The organism is Clostridium nigeriense (genome assembly GCF_050585245.1).
Classification (GTDB): domain Bacteria; phylum Bacillota; class Clostridia; order Clostridiales; family Clostridiaceae; genus Clostridium; species Clostridium nigeriense_A.
Genome location: NZ_JBNOOF010000003.1, coordinates 280,120 through 297,688 on the forward strand (window position 1 = coordinate 280,120; position 17,569 = coordinate 297,688).

Genomic DNA, 17,569 nt, shown 5'->3' on the forward strand with positions numbered 1-17,569 from the left:
TATACATGGTTCACTTGCTTTTGGATGTTTTAATCCTAATAAAAGTGATTATGGTATAAGGAGGAATCAGAGTGAAATGTCCGTTTTGTAATAAAATAATGATTGAAGGTTTTGTGTATTCAGCTAAAGAGGATATAAAATGGACTCCAAAGGATGAAAAGGTAGGGAGAGTAATAAATACTCCGAAAGATACTGAAATTTTATTAGCAAAGCTTAATTTCTTAAAAGGATGCAAAATACCTGTATATAGATGCAGTACCTGTGAGATTCAATTGATTATTGAAAAGGAATGTAATGGAAGATAATGATATGTCTTATGGTTAAATTGTAATTGCAATGTTTAATAACTTTCTAAAAATTAAATAGGAGGAGATTATGAAATTTAATAAGAAAATTTTTAATATGTCAGCATGGATAGTAGTTTTGTTAGCATATTTATTACCTTCCCATAATTATGGAGAATTTGCAACAAACTTTGGTTATCCATTTGCTTATTTAACAATATATGATAACTCTTTAAATAAAACATTATTATCTTCATTCTATATAAATCTTGGAACATTGCTTATAAATATATTAATTATCTACTTTATTATTTATATAGTTCAAAAATTATTGACTAAAAAAGATAATATAAATATATATTGATTCTATTGTAAAAAGCAATATATAAATAACAAGTTTATGGGAGGTAGCTATGGAAAGAATAAACAGAAGTTATTTGGGAGTAGGATTATGCTTTGGTGTTACTTTTGGTATAATATATAAAAATTTAGCCATTGGTATAGCTATTGGTTTAGCCATTGGAGTAGCAATAGATAACAGACAAAAGAAAAAAATAGATAAATAAAAAGTAAATCTAAATTAATGAAATAAAATTAAGTTATGCATAGAAAGAGGGAATATGAAAAATATAAGTGAAAAACGTAAAACTATAGGTGTTATAGCAGTATTAGTAGTAATAATTTTTTATCAGTTTATTAAATTGTTTAATTATAACCAATTAATAGAACAGAATGATGTCGAGTTTAGATATACATTAGATATGCTCTCTAATAGGATAGAATCAATTGAAGAAAGTAGACATAGCCAGATTGTGGATATGTCAGGATTAGCTTCTGCAACGGGTCAGGCTTATTCTGTATATAGGTCAACATCATTTTATAATAAAAATGAGCTATTAAGTGCTGCTTTAATGATGTTAAATAATAATCTAACTAATGTTAGTAATATTGAAGATGTGTTAAATGAAAATGACTTATCGATTTTGATACCTGTAATAGAAAAACTTCAAAATAATCCTTTAGATGAGAAAGTTACTGAAGAGTTTTATTATTTAGTAAGAAAACATACAGTGATAGGATCTTCATTACCTTAAAAAGAAATAATTTGGAGTTACTGTGAACTAAAATTAATTTTTGAAAACTCAATAGTAATATATTGAAAAAAATGCTATGCTAAACTTATAATATAGTTATATTTTGGATATAAAAAATATAGAGTCAAAATGAGGAGAATTATGGAAAAAGTTATTAATATACGAAAGGTAGAAGTTAGCGATGCTAATGTATTAGCTTATATACAAACAGAATCATGGAAAAGTTCATTTAATAAAATTTTATCTAAAGAAGATTTAGATAAATACACTAATCTGGATAAAGCAATAGAATTATATAATATGTTGCTAAGTAAAAACATTGGAAATGGATTTATTATGGCAATTGATGATAACCCCCATTGTATAGCATATTGGGATAAGGCAAGAGATGAAGAAATGGAAGGATACTCAGAAATTATTTGTATTCATAGTTTATGTGATAATTGGGGAAAAGGATATGGAACAGCCATGATGGACTATATCTTAAAAGATATTAAAAATGCTGGATTTAGTAAAGTTATGTTATGGGTGTTTAAAGAAAATAGTAGAGCACGTAAATTTTATGAAAATCATGGATTTGTTTTAACAGATAAGTCTAAGAATTTTAGTGGTGCTATTGAAGTTATGTATTGCAAAGATTTATAGAAAAATAAGTATAATATATGGTGAAAAATTTAATTTAACGAATAATTTTAATATATTACTAGGATAAAATTAAATATTAAATTAGAGAGATACCGTATTATTCAAGAGAATATGCGGTATTTTTAGTGTGTATATCAAAATTATATAAATTATTTTCAACGAACATATTTTTATAAATTTATTATGAAATAACTAATAAGATAGACAAATTATAGATGGAGAGAAAAGCATGTTTACGGTAATGATAATAGATGATAATGAACAACTCCAAAATGAAATTGGAAGTGTATTAACAATAAATGGTTATTCAGTTTTAAAACCAAAAGCTTTTGACAAGATACCTGAAATAGTAAAAGAAAATAATCCGAATTTAATTTTATTAGATATAAATTTACCTAAGGATGATGGATTTAAAATATGTACGGAGATACGTAGTTTTTCAAAAATACCTATAATTTTTATAACAAGTAGAAACACAAATATTGATGAACTTATGGCAATTACTTTAGGTGGAGATGATTTTATTACGAAACCCTATAATACCCAAATACTTTTAGCTAGAATAAATGCACTTATTAAAAGGGCATATCCAAATGATACTAATTTAGATGTAATTGAGTATAATGGCTTAAAGTTAAATATTTTAACAAGTATGATTGAACATAATGGAAATAGTGAAGAGCTTACAAAAAATGAATTAAAAATATTATATTACTTATTAATTAATAAAGAAAAAATTGTATCTAGAGCTGAGATTATGGAGTATTTATGGGATAGTTCCATGTTTGTAAATGATAATACACTTACAGTGAATATTACAAGAATAAGAAATAAGATAGAAGAAATAGGTCTAAAAGATTTTATTAGGACTAAAAGAGGACAAGGTTATATGATATGAGATTGAAAGATTACTTAAAAAGTAAGATAGGAACAATATTCTTAAATATTATAGCTTTAATAGTTTTATCTATCTTTCTTCTTAGTATAGGTAATGAATTTGAATCAGTAAGTATAATAGTGTTCTCATGGATTATTATTTTATTTATATACTTAGCGATTGCCTATAGAAAAAGAAAGGATTATTTTGAAATAATCGAGAAATGTGTTTCAAATATAGATAAAAAATACTTAATAAGCGAAGTAGTAGAAGTGCCACCTTTCATTGAAGCAGAACCATATTATTATCTTCTAAAGAAATCAAGCAAATCTATGAGAGAAGAAATTAACAAAGAAAAATCAAGACTTAAAGATTATAAAGAATATATAGAACAGTGGATTCATGAAGTAAAAACACCTATATCTCTTATAAAGTTAATAGAAGAAAATAATAGAACAACTAAAAGTTCAGCGATACTTATGCAATTAGAAGAAATTGATAGATATGTTGAGCAAGCATTATTTTATGCAAGAAGTGAAGATGTAAATAAGGATTATCTTGTTAAGGAAATAAGTCTACAGGATTGTGTGAACAGTGTGATTAGAAGAAATAAGCAAGGCTTTATTTTAAATAACATAGATATATGTATTGATAATATAGATAAAACAGTATATTGCGATAGCAAATGGCTTGAATTTATTTTGAATCAGATAATAGTAAATGCTATAAAATACAGGAATAACAAAAATCCTAAAGTTAAGGTATATGTATGTAGTATAAAAAATGGAATTAAATTAATTGTTGAAGATAATGGAATTGGTATACCTAAAGATGAGTTAGAAAGGGTATTTGAAAAAGGATTTACAGGAAATGCAGGTCGATTAAATAGTAAATCTACGGGGATTGGATTATATTTATGCAAAAAACTATGCGATAAATTAGGATTATTAATAGACATAGAATCAGAAATAGATAGTTATACAAAAGTTATTATTACTTTTCCAATAGGAAGTTTTGTAATGAAACTTACTACTCAAAAATGTTAGTAGGAGTGCACTATGTAAAAGTTCCATTAACCCAGAGCAAGTTTTGAATGTCATTTAACTTTCACTGATTAAATTAGAGATTTAGAGTGTTAATTAAGTTTTGATTTAGTAATGTTACAACATTGTCACCTAAAAGTAATATTAAATCGAATCTAGCATGTGATATATAAGTTAAAATATCTTTGAGGTGATAATCAATGAATGAAGTATTAAGAATAAGTAATATTGAAAAATACTATGGAAATAAGGGAAATATAGTTAAAGCAATTGATGATATAAGCTTTAATGTGAAAAAAGGTGAATTTGTTGGTGTAATGGGACCATCTGGATCAGGTAAGACAACACTATTAAATTTGATAGCCACAATTGATGATGTTAGTTCAGGTAATATTTATTTAGATGGAAAAGATTTAACAGAAATAAATCAAAAGAATATAGCAAAATTTAGAAGAGAAAATTTAGGATTTATATTTCAAGATTTTAACTTATTAGATACATTAACTATTCATGAAAATATAGCTTTAGCTCTTACTATAAATAAAACTAAAAAAAGTGAAATAGATAAGAAAGTTTTAGGGGTGGCAAGAGAGCTAGGAATAGAAGACTTACTTTCAAAATATCCTTATGAAATATCAGGAGGACAAAAACAAAGAACAGCTTGTGCAAGAGCATTAGTAACTAATCCAAAATTAATCTTAGCTGATGAACCAACAGGAGCACTTGATTCAAAATCAGCTCAAATGTTAATAGAGATGATATCAAATTTAAATAAAGATTTAGATGCAACAATATTAATGGTAACACATGATTCATTTACAGCTAGTTATTGTGATAGGATATTATTTATTAAGGATGGGAAAATATTTGCAGAATTAATGAAGGGTGAAAATACACGAAAACAATTTTTCAATAAAATATTAGATGTAGTAGCATTATTAGGTGGTGATGTTAGAGATGTACGTTAAGTTAGCCAAGGGTAATGCAAAAAAATCTATTAAAGATTATTTGATTTATTTTATAACTATAACAATATGCGTAAGTTTATTTTATGCAATTACATCACTTTCTAGTTCAAGTTATGAACTAATTACTGAAGAATCTTATAATTTTAGAGCTTTAAAATTAATATTACAATATGCAACTTATGTAATTACAGCAACTCTTATTTTACTTGTAGCATATGTAAATAAATATATGATAAGAAGACGTAAAAGAGAATTTGCAACATATGTACTGCTTGGAGCAGAACAAAAAAGTGTAGCATTGATGTTTTTTATTGAAACACTAATAATCGGAATTTTAGCCATAATAGCAGGAATATTTATAGGAACTTTATTTTCTCAAGCAATTACAGCCATAGTTTTAATAAGTGCAAAGCAAGAAGTAATATTTAGCCTAAAGTTATATATGGATACATTAGGAATTACATTTATATTCTTTATATCTATGTTTTTTATAATAGGATTATATAACGTTATAGTTTTAAGAAAAATAAAACTTATAGATATGTTAAATGCACATAAACAAGTTGAGTTCCAATTTAAAAGAAGTGGCAAAGTATATAGTGGAATATTTGCATTATCAGTAATTTTATATGTTATTTGTGGTAGTTGTACTATTAAATTAATGAATTTGAAAATTGATTATAGTGTAAAATCATTGATGTATATAGGCATATCTTTAATTACTTTTATAATGGGAACTTATGCATTGTTTTATTCTATTTCTTATATAATGATATACACAAAAAATAAGTGGGTTAATTTTAAATATGAAGGAACAAATTTATTTTTAATAGGATCAATAGTATCTAAAATAAAGACAGCTCCAATATTAATGGCTACAATATCAATGACTTTTTTAGGAGCTATGATAAGTTTTATAATAACTATTGTAATGGCTCAATGGGCGCTTGGATATTTAGATATGAGGGTTCCTTATGATATAGATATAAGAAATAATTATAGTACAAGCTTTTTGAAAGAAGTTAATATAGATGGTGTTAAAGAGCTACCTAAGTTAGATTATAGTGATGTTATAGATTACTTAAACAATAATGGATATGATGTAAAAAGTTACTGCCAGGTAGAAAAATATATTGTAAATGCAAATAATGAATCAATTTTAGCAATTAGATTAAGTGACTTTAATAAGCTAAGAAGTATGTTAGGATATGAAGAAATGGAGCTTAAAGATAATGAGTTCACTACTCAATGGCATAATGCTACTAAAGATGAAGTAATAAATAATTATGTAAGTAAAAATCCAAGTTTGAATATTAGAGGAGAAATATATAATATTAGCGGTAATTCAGCTTATAAAGAATCTATTGGAGAAGGAATTTATAGGAGTACAGAGAATATTATAATTTTGCCAGATAAAGTATGTGATAATCTTGATTTTGTAGAAACTAATTTTGTAGCTAATATTGAAAATGAAATGAGTTATGAAGAGGCTAATTATTTTCAAAGTAACTATATAAATGATTGGTTTATAAAAAATAATTCTGAGTTTGTAAAAAAATATAGTACCGAAGGGGACATGACATTTAGAGTAATTGATCCAAGAATTAAATCCCTAGAAACTAATAATATTTTAAATACAACTTTAGCTATGAGAATACTTGGTATATATTTGGGAGTAGTACTTTTAATGATAAGCTTAACTATTTTATCACTTAGCCAACTTTCAGATTCCATTGAGCATAAGGATAGGTTTAATGTTCTTAGAAAATTAGGTATTGAAGAAAATGAAGTAAATAAGATTATTTTAAAACAAATTTCAGTATATTTTATAGTTCCTATTGCTATAGCAATAATTGGGGTCTCAATATTTATATATAATTATTATCTGTTTTATAAGAATATAATCACAGTTTTTGTTGGAGATAAAACATTTATTTTAAGCTCGATCTTTGGAGTTGCTTTAATGCTTGGTGTTTATATATGTTACTTTGGAGGAACCTATTATACTTTTAAGAGAAATGTTAATAATTAAATTGGGGGCTCTCATGGCCCAAAAACTCAGTTAAACTATAGATTTCCTAAGTGAAATATCAACAAGATAACTGTTAAAATTATAAATATTATTTAAATTATTTAGGTTTATTTTTTATAAAAATTTGATATAATATAAGTAAGAATTCAAATTTATTATTTGGACATTCGTGCTTACACAGAGGTGTAAATAAGAAAAGCTTAGTGCGTCAACACTAAGCAATCCTTAGAACATTTATTTTGTTTTAGGGCTATTGAATGAATTAAATAATTTAATTAAGATGAAAGCACACTATTTTTAGCGGAATGGGTGCTTTCTTTCTTTGCCATCAACCTCTATATGAATTCCAAGAAAATTAATCTTGATAATTAATTTAGAAATAAAAAGATTATGTTTTAAGATTAATCTTATAATATAAATAACAGAAATGCTTTTTATAATTAATTCTAGCATATTCAATACCACCCCCTAACTACGATGAGATATCACCAATAGTCCTAGGGAGATAAAACGTTCAAAACCTCCGTAGCCATTCTCTACGGTATTTCAAAATATTACTTTAGAATTATACCATATTTAGGCATGAATATTACAAGAAATAAATAGTAAATTATAAAGTCAATATGTTATAATGATGAAACTCACTACTTACATATGTTAGTAGAAGTAATTTCCACTAGCTAAATCAGAGATTTAGAGTGTCAGTTAAATTCTAATTTTATGTTGATATATAGAGAAATTTTAAGGAGAGATTTTTATGAGGATATGTTCTGAATGTAATACAGAAATGGTTGAAGGACTTAATTTAATTGGGGGATTTCATGGTGAAAAGATTCAGTTAAGTGATAGATTACCTAAAGGAAATATGAATAAAATAACTGTTAAGGCGGCAGTTTGTCCAAAGTGTGGGTATATATTTTTTTATACAGATGACATCGAGAATGTTAAAAAGCTAGTGAAGTAAATTAGAGTCATATATTTATTTTTAAGGATAAGTTTAGCCTTAGCTAGTGATATTAATAGCTAAGGCTTTTTATTTAAGTAAAAATAACCTAAAAAACTATGATTTATTATTAGAATTTTTGCAAACTTTGTTAACTTTTTCTGTCAATATAAGCATAAGTATCATTAATATCAATATAAAATATGGTAAAATTTCAAATCCAACAATTTGTGATAGTGCACCGAATAAAGGTGGCATAAAAGTACTTCCAACATATGCAGTAGCCATCTGTATTCCCATTATTCCTTGAGATAATTCTTTTCCAAATCTATTTGGAGTTTCATGTAGCATAGCTGGATAAATAGGAGCACAGCCAAGACCTATTGATATTAATCCTATTAACTGAATATTGCTTGAGTAAGTTATACTTAATAAAATTCCTCCAATAATACAAATAACTTGTCCTATTCTTAGCATTTGCTTATTATTTAATTTAATAGATATAAAACCAGCTAAGAATCTACCTATAGTAATACCTAAATAATATAATGATACCCATTTGGCTGCTATTTTGGCAGATAAACCATTGCTTATAACTAAATAAGAGCTAACCCATAAACCTGTAGTAAGTTCTACTGCACAATAGCAAAAAAATGATATAAGTGCAGGCTTGGCGCCAGGTAAGTTAATTAAAGTAGAGATTTTTACTTCTTTAGTATTACTAATTTCTTCATTGCTATTACTATCAACCTTTTTCCATAATGGCAGAGAGATAAATAGACATATAACTAACACAGCTTGAATACTACCTATAGTAGCGTATCCAAGTCTCCAGCCATTTTCTTTTAACAAATAAACAGACATTATAAATGGTCCTGTTGTAGCACCTACTCCCCAAAAACAATGAAGCCAGTTCATATGTTTAGCTTTATAATGTAATGCTACAAAATTATTCAAGGCAGAGTCTACAGCTCCAGCACCTAATCCTAATGGTATTCCAAGTAAGCATATCCATATAAAGCTAGGGGAAAAATAAACTCCTAACAAGCCTATAGCTGTTAAAAATACACTAAAGGTTGTAACTTTACCCGTTCCAAACTTTCTTATAAATTTTTCGCTAAAGAAACTTGATATAATTGTGCCACCTGAAATTATCATTGTAACTAGTCCTGCATATGATATAGGAACATTTAAGTCTTGGTGAATCATTGGCCAAGATGATCCTAATATTGCATCAGGTAGTCCTAAACTAATAAAAGATATATAGATTATTAGTAGTAGTAATGTTAACATTTCTTGTCCTCCTTCATAAGTAGAAATAGATATAATTTTTAAAACTTAATAATAGTGAATATATTAAATAAATACAGTAATAAAGTGATATTTAGTAAGATTGAATAGCAATAGATTTTATATTATAATTATATTCCATATATTAGTATAGAAAATTGGAGAAATATAAGGAGATTATAATGAACATTTTTAACAAATTAAGTAATACTAAAAATCTAACTAATAATGAAAAACAGATAGTAGATTTTATTTTAGAAAATCCAAATAAGTTTTTAAATATGAGTTCTGATGCAATTTGTAAAGAATGTTTTGTTTCAACAACTACATTATATCGTCTTTGTCAAAAATTAGATATCTCAGGATTATCTGAGCTTAAAGTTAAAATATCTGGTGCAATAAATAGTTATCTAAAAGAAAATAAGGAATTTGATTTTGACTTCCCCGTTAAACAAAATCAAACTCATTATGAAATACTTACAAAAATCAGAGAAGACTATGATCAAACCATACTTTCAACATTCAATCTTTTTAATCTTGATCAGTTGAAATTGGCTGTTAAAGCTATGAAAAAAGCAAAGCAAATTGATGTTTATACTTCAGCAGGAAATATATTTTTTGCTGAAAATTTTAAGTTTCAAATGCAAGAAATCGGGATTAACATTAATGTGCCTATAGAAGAATATAATCAAAGATTAGTAGCTTCATGTAGTGATGAAACACATATGGCTATATTAATATCCTTTGGTGGTAGAGGAATTTTAGTTAATAAACTTGCAAAAACTCTAAAGAATAATGAAACACCAATATTATTAATATCATCAACTGAAGAGAATCCAATGATGGCTCTTTCAGATTATCAATTATATTTATGCTCTAATGAAAATCATTATAATAAAATATCATCTTTCTCTACTAGATTATCTTTGCTATATATTTTAGATATTTTATTTGCTTGCTACTTTGAAACTGATTATGATAATAATCTAAAAAATAAATTACGATATTATAAAAAACTAAGTGAATTTTAATTTATATATAATAGGCTGTCTTTGTACAGCCTTTAGTTCACTTACAAAATACCTCTGGCATATGTTTACGTAATGATACTGCAATACCATTCTCTTCATTAGATAAGGTAACTTCATCTGCTATAGCTTTTAATTCTTCTACAGCGTTATCCATTGCTACTCCTATACCAGCATATTTAATAATTGAAGCATCATTATGACCGTCCCCAAAAGCAATCATTTCTTCTTTAGTATAGCCCATAGGAATCAATACTGTGTCTAGTGCCTTAGCTTTATCTATCCCATTAGCAGTAAACTCAAAGTAGAAAGGTGCTGTAAACATACAGCTTAATTTATCTTTAAATGGTTCCATAATAGATTTATAGTTTTCTTTTAAATACTCTGGATCTCCAGCAATTAAAATCTTGTTTAGTGGATAATCAGCAAAGGAAGCTAAGTCATCTTTTTCGCATAGCTTAAACTTTCCTCCTCTGGCTTCATATTGAATTATATTAAAGGGAGCACCATTAACTTCTATTTCATTATCAAAAACATCATTTACATACATGTAGGTATCCTTAATAATCATAGGCTTAACATGGAAATTTTTCATATGTTCTAAAACTGCTTGTCCATCTTTAACTGTCATAGTTTCGTTAAATAAAATATTGTTAGTTTCACAATCAATAACCATAGAACCATTATATGAAACTAAAAGTCCATGATGATGTTCCATCTCTAGTTCTTTAGCAAAATCTATTAATCCAGAAGTAGGTCTTCCAGATGCTAAAATTAATATAGCTCCATTTTCTTGTGCTTTAATTAATGTTTCTTTAGTTTCTTCAGGTATTAATTTTTTACTGTTAGTTAAAGTCCCATCAACATCCATTATTATTACTTTTATACTCATAATGCTATTTCATCCTTTCATATTTTTCTTCGATAAATAAAGTATAGACTTTAAATTTAGTTAATTAAATATAGGAGAGTGGTAAAGAATTATTTTTTCATTTTATAGATTTTATAATTAATATTTATGAAAAATTCTTTTCAATTTATTAGTAGGCATATCCGAAATATTTTGTTAATAAAGCTAAAGGATGTATAATGTTATTAAAAATGAAATTGAAAGGAAAATGAATTATGCTTGAATATAAATTTGATACTCAGTTATTAATTGAAGGACATGATCTTTCAGAAGATGAAATTAATGAATATATAACTAAGAACTTTGAAGGGGATTGTTTACTTGCAGTTGGTGATGAGGATTTAATAAAGATTCACTATCATACTAATGAACCATGGAAATTAATTGAGTATGCTGCTTCATTAGGAGATATTTTTGACGTTGTTATAGAGAATATGGAACGCCAAGAAAATGGGTTGCAAGGTTAGATAATATAGAGAGGTATATTTAACTAGTTGTAATTTTTATATTATTTTAATAAGATGTCTAGTTTGGCATCTTATTTTTTTACTCTTTAGGAAATTATAAAAGTGTTACCCTGTGAATAAGGTTTTATAATTTCCATCCTTTAGCTCTGAAGTGATTCTATTAATTTTGCGATGACTTGGAGCGAATGCGGCGGAATAAGCAAAATTATATAGAATTACTTTTTTATACGAGAAATTTATAAAAAGATTATCCTGTGAATAACTTCTTATAAATTTAATCATTCAGCTTTAAAGTAAGTTTTATATTAAATAATATATTAGTATAAAATAGAGAAATAAGCATTTTACATAATCATAAATTAGGAACTATTATGTAACCTTCTGAATATATTAAATATATAAATGAAAAAGAAGGTGATGAATATGTCTAATGGATATAATAACTGGGAGAGATGGGAGAGACGGGATAGAGATGACAGAAGAGATAGATGTGACAAAGATGATAGACATGACAGAAAAGATAGATGCGACAAAGATGATAGACATGATAGATGTGATAGGCATGACAGAAAAGATAGATGCGATAGAGATGATAGAAGAGATAGATGTGACAGGCATGACAGACATGACAGGTGCGATAGAGATGACAGAAGAGATAGATGTGATAGAGATGACAGACATGACAGACATGACAGAAAAGATAGATGCGACAAAGATGATAGAAAAGACAGATGCCACAGGGAAGATAGATGCTGTAGATGTCGAAGATGTTGTAGATGTTGTAGATCCTAGTATCAATCAATTCATCAAATAGTAATGTTATTTTATACCGTATTATTCAAAAAAATATACGGAACTTTTTAATGTAACTATTTTGATTTATTATGATAGATAAGCATATCATATATGATAAATTTTAAAAATTATTTTAGAGTGTATCCGTTTATGTTGATACACTCTTTTTTCTTAGAAAATTAGTTAGAATTTAAAAATATTTTTTATTTTATTTATATTTAATTTACGTAATTAATCATATGGAATAATTTATATAATTACTGTATAATATGGATATAATAGAAAAATAAAGATTGAGGGATTATTTTAGGATGATTGAAAGATTTATATATAAATTTGTAGAGGATTTAGGTGAATATAATAATTACAGTAATGAACAAATAGAGCAAGTTAAATATACTTTAAAATCTATAATATTTGAAGTAATTAAACTTTCACTTACTATTATTGTTTTTTCAATTTTAGGATATTTTAAAGAAAGTTTAGTTACCATTTTAGTAATGTGTATTACAAAGCCTTTTATTGGTGGGTATCATGAGGATACACAAGTAAAATGTTTTATAGCAACTTTAATATTAGTATTTTTTATAATATTTTTATCTGGATATAGAAGATTAAATTTAATGAGTTGCATTATATTAAACTTATTAAGTGTATTTTCTGTTTATAATAAAGCTCCAGTTATAGATGATAGAATGCCTATTACTAGAGAAGATCTTATTAAAAGAAATAGAATAATTGGAATTAGCAGTACTTTAATATTAGCTATAGTATCAATTGTTTTATATAAAATTACATGGGCATCTCAAATAATAGTCTGGACAATATTAGTACAAGCTATGTTGATGTTTAATAAATATAAGGAGGTGAAATAAATGAAAATTAAGAAGTATTTAGGATCATTTGCATTATTTTTAACAGCAATAATAACTACTACAGGAACTGCATCTCTACTTACTGTAGGAATAGAAGAAATGCCAGAATCAATAAAAAAACTAAGATAAAGGAACCTTAAAAGAATGAATGTAGGATTTTTTGATATTATAAGTAGTTTTATTCAAACCATTATGACTTTTAGTGTAGTAAATTATTGCCTTGATAAAGAGTATAAAAAGAGTAAGTATCAATTATCCATATTAATAACATTAATAACTTTAATTATTATAGTAGTAACGAATTTAATGGGTAATTATAGTTTGTCAGCAATAATACTTCATATTATTATGATTTCATTAATTATTATTTCATATAAAGGAGATAAATTAGGAGGAATTATTGCATTTAGCATAACATACTTAATAATGGGTATTACTGCAATAATAAGTATTAGTTTATTTTTGTTATTTTTAAACAATGTAAGTAGTAAATATATTAATTTGATAACAATAATATTTATGATATTTCCTCAATATATAGTTTCTGTGTTAGTATTAATAAATATGAAGTTTATTTATAGAATATATATGACTGTAAAATCAAGAGTTTCATCTATATTTACTTTGCTAATTATTACAGTATCAGTAGATTTCATAATTTCATTTTTCCGTATTTATAATGATCAAGATAATCCAATATTTAAAGAAATAGTGTTTACTTTGCTAGGTGCATTTATTATTTTTATTACACTGTATTTTGCAAATGTAGATAAAAAATCTAATGAAATACTTAGTTTAAATAGAGAATTGGAAAAAAAGATTAATGAACTTAAGAAGATAAAGCATGATTATGGATCACAAATTTCATATTTGTATGGTGCATATCTAATGGGAAATAATGAAAAATTAGGAGAGCTATTAAGGGGAATAATTGAGGGACATGATATTTCATCTCAGGTTAAAGTATTAAGCTCTGAAGATTCCCTTATAGCTCAAGTAGTGAATACAACTGATTTAAAAAATATAGATATTTTAATTGATGAAAAGGCAAAACTAGAAGATACCAATATAAGTGAACTAGATCTTCAAAGAATTATTTCTAATATAGTCAGAAATTCTATTGAAGCTCTAAATGGAAGAGGATTATTAATGATTAAAAGTTATTATAGCTTTAATCATGTAATAATAAGCATTCAAAATAATGGACCGGAAATAGAAAAACATATAATTGAGAGAATTTTTGAAGAAGGATTTTCAACTAAAGATAATAAAAATGGGGATAATGGATTTGGTTTATACATAGTAAAAGAAATGATTGAAAAGTATAACGGTACTATAAGTGTAAATAGTAGTGAAGAATTAACTAGCTTTAATATAAAGTTACCATTAAATATTGAATAATAATGTACAGAATAGAAGATTTTAAAAGATAAAGTTAATATAAATTATAAAATTGAGGATAGATATTTTGAAGTATATCTATGCCTCAATTTTTTATACAAGAATTAATTCCAAAATATGTATTTATAGTATATAATTACATTGTAGGAAGTGTTTTTAGTAATAAAATCTTGATGGGGTGTAAATTTAATGTATGAAGAAGAAATTAAAAAAATAGAAGAGTATAGAAAAAGCGGAAGAGATGAAGAAGCTGAAGAGTTATTAAGATTTTTTATAAAGAAAGATCCTAAAAATTCAAAGTTAAATTACCACATGGCATGTACACTAGATAATCATGGTAAAGAAGATGAGGCTGTTCAGTATTATGAAAATGCCATTTCTAATTCGTTAGGTACAGAAGATTTACTGGGAGCTTTACTTGGTCTTGGGTCTTCCTTAAAAGTTTTAGGAAGATTAGAAGAAAGTAATTCTGTTTTTTTAGAAGCAATGAGACAATTTCCAGAAAAGAAAGAACTACTAGTATTTCATGCATTAACTCTTTTTGAAATGAAGGAATATGAAGTATCATTTAATGAATTAATAGGAGTATTACTAGAAACTACAAAAGATGAAGGGATTTTAAACTACAGAAAAGCAATCGAGTCTTACAAAAAGGAAATTTCAAAATAAATATGGTATAAAAATAATTATAGTTGTAGAAATAAAGCAGAAATATAAAAAAACTCCACATAATAGAACAATTATGTAATGTAGTGAATATATTAGAGTATACAAAAGAGGAGGGATTTATATGTTTTTTGGCTTTAATGGCTGCTGTGGATTTGGAAATGGATGTTGCGGTTTTGGATTTAATAGATGCCGTAGATTTAATAGATGCTGCGGCTTTAACAGATGCTGCAGAGGTTTTTGGTTCTAATAATAAGAACTAATACCAATTTCATATAAATATAATTTTAGTACCGTATTATTTAGAGATTAATAGTACGGTATTTCTTTTTATATATAAGAATGGAAGGATAGAAGGGGACTTGGAAAGTATAAGATAAAGAAAATATTTTTGATGATTTAAAAAGTAGAAATAAAATTTAAATAACTTACGATTGAATTGATGAACCTTATCAATAAAATTATGAGAGTTAGATAAATAGGAAAGGTTTGGAGAGTTATTATGAATGCGGAAGAAATGTGGATTGAATATAAAAAGACAAATGATAGTATTAAAGACGAATATGAAGCCTGGGCCTTTGGAGTTGATGCTGATTTACTTGCGGATTTAGTTTTAAGAGGTGAAAAAAGAGCAACAGCTTCTGCATATCCATTATATGCAATAGAAAATGAACCTTTGCCTAAGGTTGGTGAATATAGTATTATCTTAGATTCTAAAAATAATGCTATGTGTATTATTAAAACAACAAAAGTTTACGTAGAAGAATTCAAAGAAATAAGTGAGGAACATGCTTTTAAGGAAGGCGAAGGGGATAAGTCACTATCTTATTGGAGAAAATGTCATAAAGATTTTTTTACAATGTGTATGACTGAAGTTGGCAAAGAATTTAATGAAGATATGAAAGTTGTGTGTGAAGAATTTAAAGTCGTATTCACAATTTAAATTAGAAATTTAAAGGGAGGAAAGTGATGGATTATTATACACGTGCAAAAAAATTTATATTAAAGAATGCAAGACCCCTTGATATGGCAAGATGGAACTACTTATTTGAAAATGGAAGTAAGGAAGATGTTATTAGTATTTTAAAGACATACCAAAATATTGATGGTGGATTTGCCAATGCACTTGAGCCTGATTGCTGGAATATTAATTCAACACCTTTGCAAACATGGGTAGCAACTCAAATCATTAAAGAAATTAATTTAGATGATAAAACACATACAATAATAAAAGGAATTTTAGATTATTTATCCTCTAATAATGAATTTGATGGACATAGATGGAATGGTTTAAATACAGTAGCAGCAAATGATAATTATCCTCATGCACCTTGGTGGTCTTATAGTCAAAATCAAGAATTAACATATAATCCTACGGCAAGTCTAATAGGTTTTATATTGAAATATGCAGAAAAAGATACTGTTATATATAAGTCAGCATGTGAGTTATCAAAAGAAGCTTATAATTATTTTAAAAAGAATTTTCCTTTAGAATCTATGCATGAAAGTGCTTGTTTTATAGAATTATACGAGTACATGAAAGAATGCTCTATTTGCAATTTATTGAATATGGAAGAATTTAAAAAATTATTACAAAAGCAAATTAAACAAGTTATAACATATGACACTAAAAGATGGAGCACTGATTATATATGCAAACCATCATTGTTCATAAACAGTAAATCAAGTGATTTCTATTTGGAAAATAAGGATATATGTGACTTTGAATACCAATTTATTTTAAATACTCAAAATAATGATGGTACTTGGAAAGTTACATGGGATTGGAATAATTATCTTGAAGAATGGGCTATAAGTAAAAATTGGTGGAAGTCAGATATTATTATAAAAAATATTAAGTACATTAAGAAACTTGATTATTAAATTCCAATTTATAGAGGAGATAAAATGAAAATAGGAATAATAACAGATATACATAACAATGTTGATGCATTAAAGATAATCCCAAAATTAAAAGCAAAATATAAGCTTGCAATAGTTTCTGATGAATGGCCATCTTTAAGAGATGTTTATGAGAATAAAGATCTATATAATTATTTTGATTCCTTTATAATTTCATCAGTTTTAGGAATCACAAAGCCAAATGAAAAAATGTATCTAAAGGCTTTAGAGGAGCTTAATATTTTACCAGAAGAAGCAGTATTTATAGATGATAATATTATTAACTGCTAAGGGGGTATGAAACTAGGAATTAATGGAGTATTACTATGCAGAAATAAATTGCAATATT

Annotated in this window: 23 protein-coding genes; 20 read left to right on the forward strand and 3 right to left on the reverse strand. The window is 26.1% G+C overall.

Going from position 1 to position 17,569, the window contains the following annotated elements; translation table 11 throughout:
* Positions 1–71: 71 nt before the first annotated feature.
* The 9 genes from ACQPUY_RS07330 (at position 72) to ACQPUY_RS07370 (ending at position 6,943) form a co-directional block, all read left to right on the forward strand.
* A complete protein-coding gene (locus tag ACQPUY_RS07330; RefSeq protein ID WP_430840491.1) occupies positions 72–305 on the forward strand; it encodes a PF20097 family protein in 234 nt (77 codons plus the stop codon).
* A gap of 70 nt (positions 306–375) precedes the next feature.
* Positions 376–648: a hypothetical protein gene (locus ACQPUY_RS07335; protein ID WP_430840492.1), complete on the forward strand. Its 273-nt coding sequence runs from the start codon at positions 376–378 to the stop codon at positions 646–648.
* 49 nt (positions 649–697) lie between these two features.
* The gene (locus ACQPUY_RS07340) at positions 698–850 is read left to right on the forward strand and encodes a hypothetical protein (RefSeq protein ID WP_430840493.1); all 153 of its coding nucleotides are present in this window, start codon (positions 698–700) and stop codon (positions 848–850) included.
* 54 nt (positions 851–904) lie between these two features.
* Positions 905–1,378 carry a hypothetical protein gene (locus ACQPUY_RS07345; protein ID WP_430840494.1) on the forward strand — a complete coding sequence of 158 codons (474 nt, stop codon included), beginning with the start codon at positions 905–907 and terminating at the stop codon, positions 1,376–1,378.
* Between the two features lie 141 nt (positions 1,379–1,519).
* Entirely contained in the window at positions 1,520–2,023 is a 504-nt protein-coding gene (locus tag ACQPUY_RS07350) for a GNAT family N-acetyltransferase (protein ID WP_430840495.1), read from the forward strand.
* Positions 2,024–2,252: 229 nt separating this feature from the next.
* Complete coding sequence (locus ACQPUY_RS07355; RefSeq protein ID WP_430840496.1) at positions 2,253–2,921, forward strand: response regulator transcription factor; 669 nt, start codon at positions 2,253–2,255, stop codon at positions 2,919–2,921.
* Entirely contained in the window at positions 2,918–3,946 is a 1,029-nt protein-coding gene (locus ACQPUY_RS07360) for a sensor histidine kinase (RefSeq protein WP_430840497.1), read from the forward strand. Before ACQPUY_RS07355 ends, ACQPUY_RS07360 begins: the two co-directional genes overlap by 4 nt.
* A gap of 197 nt (positions 3,947–4,143) precedes the next feature.
* Positions 4,144–4,911, forward strand: a complete 768-nt coding sequence (locus ACQPUY_RS07365) for an ABC transporter ATP-binding protein (RefSeq protein ID WP_430840498.1) — start codon at positions 4,144–4,146, stop codon at positions 4,909–4,911.
* A complete protein-coding gene (locus ACQPUY_RS07370) occupies positions 4,901–6,943 on the forward strand; it encodes an FtsX-like permease family protein (RefSeq protein WP_430840499.1) in 2,043 nt (680 codons plus the stop codon). The genes ACQPUY_RS07365 and ACQPUY_RS07370 overlap by 11 nt, the downstream gene beginning before the upstream one ends.
* A 297-nt stretch (positions 6,944–7,240) precedes the next feature.
* Here the strand turns inward: ACQPUY_RS07370 and ACQPUY_RS07375 are convergent, their stop codons facing one another.
* Positions 7,241–7,396, reverse strand: a complete 156-nt coding sequence (locus ACQPUY_RS07375) for a hypothetical protein (protein WP_430840577.1) — start codon at positions 7,394–7,396, stop codon at positions 7,241–7,243.
* A 304-nt stretch (positions 7,397–7,700) separates the two neighbouring features.
* Here ACQPUY_RS07375 and ACQPUY_RS07380 point away from each other — a divergent pair, with 304 nt between their 5' ends.
* Entirely contained in the window at positions 7,701–7,907 is a 207-nt protein-coding gene (locus ACQPUY_RS07380; protein WP_430840500.1) for a hypothetical protein, read from the forward strand.
* A gap of 96 nt (positions 7,908–8,003) precedes the next feature.
* Here ACQPUY_RS07380 and ACQPUY_RS07385 read toward each other — a convergent pair whose 3' ends face one another.
* Positions 8,004–9,179: an MFS transporter gene (locus tag ACQPUY_RS07385; RefSeq protein WP_430840501.1), complete on the reverse strand. Its 1,176-nt coding sequence runs from the start codon at positions 9,177–9,179 to the stop codon at positions 8,004–8,006.
* Between the two features lie 179 nt (positions 9,180–9,358).
* Here ACQPUY_RS07385 and ACQPUY_RS07390 point away from each other — a divergent pair, with 179 nt between their 5' ends.
* On the forward strand, positions 9,359–10,207 hold the full coding sequence (locus tag ACQPUY_RS07390) for a MurR/RpiR family transcriptional regulator (RefSeq protein ID WP_430840502.1): 849 nt from the start codon (positions 9,359–9,361) through the stop codon (positions 10,205–10,207).
* Positions 10,208–10,244: 37 nt separating this feature from the next.
* Here ACQPUY_RS07390 and ACQPUY_RS07395 read toward each other — a convergent pair whose 3' ends face one another.
* Positions 10,245–11,099 (reverse strand): Cof-type HAD-IIB family hydrolase, encoded by an 855-nt coding sequence (locus ACQPUY_RS07395; protein WP_430840575.1) that lies wholly within the window; start codon positions 11,097–11,099, stop codon positions 10,245–10,247.
* Positions 11,100–11,329: 230 nt separating this feature from the next.
* Here ACQPUY_RS07395 and ACQPUY_RS07400 point away from each other — a divergent pair, with 230 nt between their 5' ends.
* From ACQPUY_RS07400 to ACQPUY_RS07440, 9 genes are all read left to right on the forward strand, one after another.
* Positions 11,330–11,581, forward strand: a complete 252-nt coding sequence (locus ACQPUY_RS07400) for a kinase to dihydroxyacetone kinase (protein WP_430840503.1) — start codon at positions 11,330–11,332, stop codon at positions 11,579–11,581.
* 430 nt (positions 11,582–12,011) lie between these two features.
* Positions 12,012–12,395, forward strand: coding sequence for a hypothetical protein (locus tag ACQPUY_RS07405; protein ID WP_430840504.1), 384 nt, complete (start codon positions 12,012–12,014; stop codon positions 12,393–12,395).
* Between the two features lie 292 nt (positions 12,396–12,687).
* Positions 12,688–13,251 carry an accessory gene regulator B family protein gene (locus tag ACQPUY_RS07410; protein ID WP_430840505.1) on the forward strand — a complete coding sequence of 188 codons (564 nt, stop codon included), beginning with the start codon at positions 12,688–12,690 and terminating at the stop codon, positions 13,249–13,251.
* Entirely contained in the window at positions 13,252–13,380 is a 129-nt protein-coding gene (locus ACQPUY_RS07415; RefSeq protein WP_430840506.1) for a hypothetical protein, read from the forward strand.
* 15 nt (positions 13,381–13,395) lie between these two features.
* Positions 13,396–14,652, forward strand: a complete 1,257-nt coding sequence (locus tag ACQPUY_RS07420) for a sensor histidine kinase (protein WP_430840507.1) — start codon at positions 13,396–13,398, stop codon at positions 14,650–14,652.
* Between the two features lie 189 nt (positions 14,653–14,841).
* Entirely contained in the window at positions 14,842–15,321 is a 480-nt protein-coding gene (locus ACQPUY_RS07425; protein WP_430840508.1) for a tetratricopeptide repeat protein, read from the forward strand.
* Between the two features lie 499 nt (positions 15,322–15,820).
* Positions 15,821–16,261 (forward strand): ASCH domain-containing protein, encoded by a 441-nt coding sequence (locus ACQPUY_RS07430; RefSeq protein WP_430840509.1) that lies wholly within the window; start codon positions 15,821–15,823, stop codon positions 16,259–16,261.
* A 26-nt stretch (positions 16,262–16,287) separates the two neighbouring features.
* Positions 16,288–17,202, forward strand: coding sequence for a hypothetical protein (locus ACQPUY_RS07435; RefSeq protein WP_430840510.1), 915 nt, complete (start codon positions 16,288–16,290; stop codon positions 17,200–17,202).
* A gap of 24 nt (positions 17,203–17,226) precedes the next feature.
* Positions 17,227–17,511, forward strand: coding sequence for an HAD-IA family hydrolase (locus ACQPUY_RS07440; RefSeq protein WP_430840511.1), 285 nt, complete (start codon positions 17,227–17,229; stop codon positions 17,509–17,511).
* Positions 17,512–17,569: the final 58 nt, after the last annotated feature.

Bases quoted from the DNA above. Each gene is read 5' to 3' on its own strand.
- ACQPUY_RS07370 (WP_430840499.1), top strand. From the start codon at position 4,901: ATGTACGTTAAGTTAGCCAAGGGTAATGCAAAAAAATCTATTAAAGAT.
- ACQPUY_RS07345 (WP_430840494.1), top strand. From the start codon at position 905: ATGAAAAATATAAGTGAAAAACGTAAAACTATAGGTGTTATAGCAGTA.
- ACQPUY_RS07390 (WP_430840502.1), top strand. From the start codon at position 9,359: ATGAACATTTTTAACAAATTAAGTAATACTAAAAATCTAACTAATAAT.
- ACQPUY_RS07355 (WP_430840496.1), top strand. From the start codon at position 2,253: ATGTTTACGGTAATGATAATAGATGATAATGAACAACTCCAAAATGAA.
- ACQPUY_RS07385 (WP_430840501.1), bottom strand. From the start codon at position 9,179: ATGTTAACATTACTACTACTAATAATCTATATATCTTTTATTAGTTTA.
- ACQPUY_RS07375 (WP_430840577.1), bottom strand. From the start codon at position 7,396: ATGCTAGAATTAATTATAAAAAGCATTTCTGTTATTTATATTATAAGA.
- ACQPUY_RS07410 (WP_430840505.1), top strand. From the start codon at position 12,688: ATGATTGAAAGATTTATATATAAATTTGTAGAGGATTTAGGTGAATAT.
- ACQPUY_RS07435 (WP_430840510.1), top strand. From the start codon at position 16,288: ATGGATTATTATACACGTGCAAAAAAATTTATATTAAAGAATGCAAGA.
- ACQPUY_RS07420 (WP_430840507.1), top strand. From the start codon at position 13,396: ATGAATGTAGGATTTTTTGATATTATAAGTAGTTTTATTCAAACCATT.
- ACQPUY_RS07415 (WP_430840506.1), top strand. From the start codon at position 13,252: ATGAAAATTAAGAAGTATTTAGGATCATTTGCATTATTTTTAACAGCA.
- ACQPUY_RS07400 (WP_430840503.1), top strand. From the start codon at position 11,330: ATGCTTGAATATAAATTTGATACTCAGTTATTAATTGAAGGACATGAT.
- ACQPUY_RS07350 (WP_430840495.1), top strand. From the start codon at position 1,520: ATGGAAAAAGTTATTAATATACGAAAGGTAGAAGTTAGCGATGCTAAT.
- ACQPUY_RS07405 (WP_430840504.1), top strand. From the start codon at position 12,012: ATGGATATAATAACTGGGAGAGATGGGAGAGACGGGATAGAGATGACA.
- ACQPUY_RS07360 (WP_430840497.1), top strand. From the start codon at position 2,918: ATGAGATTGAAAGATTACTTAAAAAGTAAGATAGGAACAATATTCTTA.
- ACQPUY_RS07335 (WP_430840492.1), top strand. From the start codon at position 376: ATGAAATTTAATAAGAAAATTTTTAATATGTCAGCATGGATAGTAGTT.
- ACQPUY_RS07425 (WP_430840508.1), top strand. From the start codon at position 14,842: ATGTATGAAGAAGAAATTAAAAAAATAGAAGAGTATAGAAAAAGCGGA.
- ACQPUY_RS07340 (WP_430840493.1), top strand. From the start codon at position 698: ATGGAAAGAATAAACAGAAGTTATTTGGGAGTAGGATTATGCTTTGGT.
- ACQPUY_RS07440 (WP_430840511.1), top strand. From the start codon at position 17,227: ATGAAAATAGGAATAATAACAGATATACATAACAATGTTGATGCATTA.
- ACQPUY_RS07380 (WP_430840500.1), top strand. From the start codon at position 7,701: ATGAGGATATGTTCTGAATGTAATACAGAAATGGTTGAAGGACTTAAT.
- ACQPUY_RS07430 (WP_430840509.1), top strand. From the start codon at position 15,821: ATGAATGCGGAAGAAATGTGGATTGAATATAAAAAGACAAATGATAGT.
- ACQPUY_RS07365 (WP_430840498.1), top strand. From the start codon at position 4,144: ATGAATGAAGTATTAAGAATAAGTAATATTGAAAAATACTATGGAAAT.